The 3,635-nt window shown below is 62.5% G+C and carries 3 protein-coding genes and 3 pseudogenes; 3 read left to right on the forward strand and 3 right to left on the reverse strand.

Annotated features, from left to right (window positions below):
- The coding region (locus tag I5W_RS14965; RefSeq protein ID WP_044529827.1) for a Gfo/Idh/MocA family protein at window positions 1-413 on the reverse strand (413 nt) is incomplete at its 3' end.
- Between the two features lie 38 nt (window positions 414-451).
- Window positions 452-1,438, reverse strand: coding sequence for an aldo/keto reductase (locus tag I5W_RS14970; RefSeq protein ID WP_044529828.1), 987 nt, complete (start codon window positions 1,436-1,438; stop codon window positions 452-454).
- 115 nt (window positions 1,439-1,553) lie between these two features.
- Here I5W_RS14970 and I5W_RS14975 point away from each other — a divergent pair, with 115 nt between their 5' ends.
- Window positions 1,554-2,471 carry a LysR family transcriptional regulator gene (locus I5W_RS14975; RefSeq protein WP_017450273.1) on the forward strand — a complete coding sequence of 306 codons (918 nt, stop codon included), beginning with the start codon at window positions 1,554-1,556 and terminating at the stop codon, window positions 2,469-2,471.
- On the opposite strand, the pseudogene I5W_RS14980 reads toward I5W_RS14975, so the two are convergent.
- Window positions 2,468-3,245: pseudogene (locus I5W_RS14980) on the reverse strand (MFS transporter); the annotation flags it as partial. The gene I5W_RS14975 and the pseudogene I5W_RS14980 overlap by 4 nt on opposite strands.
- A gap of 1 nt (window position 3,246) precedes the next feature.
- On the opposite strand from I5W_RS14980, the pseudogene I5W_RS29925 reads away from it, so the two are divergent.
- A pseudogene (locus I5W_RS29925) lies at window positions 3,247-3,411 on the forward strand (SDR family oxidoreductase); the annotation flags it as partial.
- A gap of 65 nt (window positions 3,412-3,476) precedes the next feature.
- A pseudogene (locus I5W_RS33420) lies at window positions 3,477-3,635 on the forward strand (RidA family protein); the annotation flags it as partial.

Raw genomic sequence — 3,635 nt, forward strand, 5'->3', positions numbered from 1 at the left:
CGCGGGGCCTGTTGCTGCAAATGGCGCTTGACCACCTGCACGGCAGGCGCATGGCGCGAGTGCCAACTGGCAAAGAGCGTCACCCCATGCTGGGCGGCCAGGTGCTTGAGCGATTCGACTTCCGACAGGGTGGCGCCGGGCGGCTTTTCCAGGAACACATGCTTGCCGGCGGCAATGGCCTGGCGCGCGGCGGCATAGCGATACTGGGGCGGCATACACAGGGAAATGGCCTCGATCTCGGGCGCGGCGGCCAGCATCTCGGCCATGCTCTTGTAGGCGCTCACGCCGTCGATGCTGTGGTTGCGGCTGGCGGTGGCGACCAGTTCAAATTCCGGGTTGCCGCTGATGGCCGGGGCATGTTGGTCGTAGACGATTTTGCCGACGCCGGCAATGGCGAGCTTGATGGGTGTCATGGTGTCCTTGGGTTGTTATCGTTGCATGGGCGCACAGATTACCAGCGTTGATGCACATGCGGGGCGATGTCATGCAGATAGAGTTCGCGCAAGGCCTGCATCACCTCCGGCGCAAGCGGCGGCAAGTCGCTGGCCGCACTGTTGGATTGTGCCTGCTGTACGTTGCGCGCACCGGGAATGACGGTACTCACGCCGCTTTCCATGAGGATCCAGCGTAGCGCGAACTGTGCCATCGACACGCCTGGCGGCACCAGCGCGCGGATCTTCTCCACGGCCGCCAGGGCGACTTCATACGGCACGCCCGAGAAGGTCTCGCCGACATCGAAGGCTTCACCGTGACGGTTGAACTGGCGATGGTCGTCGGCGGCAAAGGTGGTCTGCGCGCTCATCTTGCCGGTCAGCAGGCCCGAGGCCAGCGGCACGCGGGCGATGACGGCGATGTCGCGGCGCTGCGCTTCTTGCAGGAACAGCGAGATGGGGCGTTGGCGGAAGATGTTGAAGATGATCTGGACGGATTTGACGTTGGGGTATTCGATGGCCTTCAGGGCTTCTTCGACTTTTTCGACCGAGACGCCGTAGTGACGGATCTTGCCGGCTTCTACCAGCTCATCCATGTAGCCGAACACTTCCTGCTGGTAATAGACCTCCGTGGGCGGGCAGTGCAGTTGTACCAGGTCCAGGCAATCCACCTCCAGGTTCTGTAGTGAACGTTCGACGAAGGCAGTGAGGTTGTCGCGCTGGTAGCCGCTGGCCACATGCGGCGAGAGCCGGCGTCCGGCCTTGGTGGCGACGAAGGGGCGGGGGCCGCCGCGTTCCTTGAGCACCTGGGCAATCAGTTGCTCGGAGCGGCCATCGCCATAGACATCGGCGGTGTCGATGAAGCTCACGCCGGCGTCCAGCGCTGCGTGCAGCGCGGCCTTGGCATCCTGGGCCGAGACATCGCCCCACGAGCCGCCGATGGCCCAGGCGCCAAAGCCGATTTCCGATACCTCTGCGCCGGTGCGGCCAAAGCGTCTTGATTTCATGATTGTCCTCCGTGAATGCCTGATGGATGAAGCCGTATTTATACCGCGTACCACGTGCGAGGGCGGCTGGTTTAAGATGAGCCATATTCATTCTTGAAGTGATTCGAATTCATCTATGTCGCTCCTCGACCATATCGAATTTTCCGATCTGCGGGTGTTCGTGACCATCCTGCGCACCGGCAGTTTCAAGGCCGCCGCCATCCAGCTCGGCTTGACGCCCTCGGCCACCAGCCATGCCATGAAGCGCTTGGAAGAGCGGCTGTCCACGCAGTTGCTGTACCGCTCCAGCCGCGCGATCTCGCCCACGGCGGCGGGTAGTGAACTGGCGGCCAGGCTGGAGCAGGGCTTCGAGCAGATCGCGCTGGCGCTGGGTCAGTTGGAGAGCTCGGCAGAAGGGAGTCTGGGCGAATTGCGCATCAATGTGTTTGCCGATGCTGCACATCTGTTGATCGAGCCGGCCATTCCCGAGTTCGTGCGCCAGTGTCCCAAGGTCAAGCTCACCATCGTGGTCGATGACAAGCCCATCGACATCGTCAGCGAAGGTTATGACGCCGGCATTCGCTATGGCCACTACGTGCCGGAGGGGATGGTGACTGCGCCGCTCACGCGCGCGCATCGCTGGGTGGCGGCGGCTTCGCCGGCCTATCTGGATCGGCACGGGCGGCCACTGACGCTGGAGGACTTGCAGCAGCACACCTGCCTGCAATTGCTGTTGGGAGATAACTCCAGCTACCAGTGGGAGTTTGGCCGCGGCAAGTACCGCCAGCGTATCCGCGTGCCGGGTCTGGTGACGATCAACAATACGGCCGCCACCATTGCGGCGGCCAAGGCCGGGGTCGGCATCGCCTATCTGCTGGAGGCAAGGATCAGCAAGGAAATCGATGAAGGTTCGCTGGAAGCCATCCTGGAAGAATGGGCCGCCCCCAGCGCGCCTTTTCACATGTACTACAGCAGCCGGCGCCATGCGCATCCGGCGTTGCGCAAGCTGATCGATATCATCCGCTTGCAGCATGGGTTGGCGCGCTTGCGCTAGTGCGCCGCCGACGCCTCTGCCGCACCGGCGCCGCCTTTGGAGGGCTTGATGATCCAGATCAGCGGGATGATGACGATGAAGATCACCGCCGAGACATAGAAGATATCGTTGATGCCCAGCATGGGCGCCTGGAAGGTGATGGTCCGCTCCAGCATCCCGGCGGTCTGCTCGGCGTTCAGTCCCAGGGTGCTGCTGATGTGTTGAACCGTCTCTTGCAGCCAGGGGGCTGTAGGGCGTGCCATGTTCGGTCAATTGCGCATGGTGCATGATGCTGCGGTTTTTCCAGGCAGTGGTCGAGATCGAGGTGCCCACCGCCCCGCAGAAGACCCGCACGAACGATGAGAGGCCGGCTGCGGCCGGGATGCGTTCCGGTGGCAGGCCCGAGAGCAACAGCACCGTCAGCGGCACGAAGAACATGGCCGTGGGGATGCCCTGCAAGAGCGTGGGCAGGATCACCGTCATCTGGTCCACCTGCAGGTTGTAGCGCGAGCGCAGCCAGAACACGATGGCAAAGCCGATGAAGGAGGCGGTGGCCACCTTGCGCGCATCCACCAGCGGCAGGAAACGCCCGATCAAGGGCATCAGGATCACCGCGAAGATGCCGATCGGTGCCGTCGAGAGCCCCGAGTCGATGGAGCGATAGCCCAGGTATTGCTGCAGCCATTGCGGCAGGATCACCAGGTTGCCGAAGAAGACGCCATAGCCGATCGAAATGGCAATCGTGCCGCCGGCGAAATTGCGTCGTCCGAACAGGCGCAGGTCCACCACCGGATGACAGGCGTGGATGCAGCAAGCCGTGCAGCAGGTCACCAGCTCCACCTTCTTCAAACGCTATGCCACGCTGGAAGAGCAGATCGCGCCCATCCTCTTCCTCGCCTCCGATGAGGCCAGCTATATCACCGGTACGGTATTGCCGGTGGCGGCGGGTGATAACGGCTGATTTCATCAAGGCGTCATCAGAGCTCATACCTCTTACGTCTTCTGCATCTCTTATAAGGAACCCCCATGTCCGAGCGCCAGGCCATCATTCCCAAGGGAATGGAAGACGTCTACGACAAGATCGGTTATGCCCCCGGCGTGCTGGTGGGCGAGGTGCTGTATGTATCGGGCCAGATCGGCCGCGGCCCCGACATGCAACTGGTGGAGCCGCGCGAAGCCCAGATC

This window comes from Herbaspirillum sp. B65 (genome assembly GCF_000333555.1).
Classification (GTDB): domain Bacteria; phylum Pseudomonadota; class Gammaproteobacteria; order Burkholderiales; family Burkholderiaceae_D; genus Herbaspirillum; species Herbaspirillum rubrisubalbicans.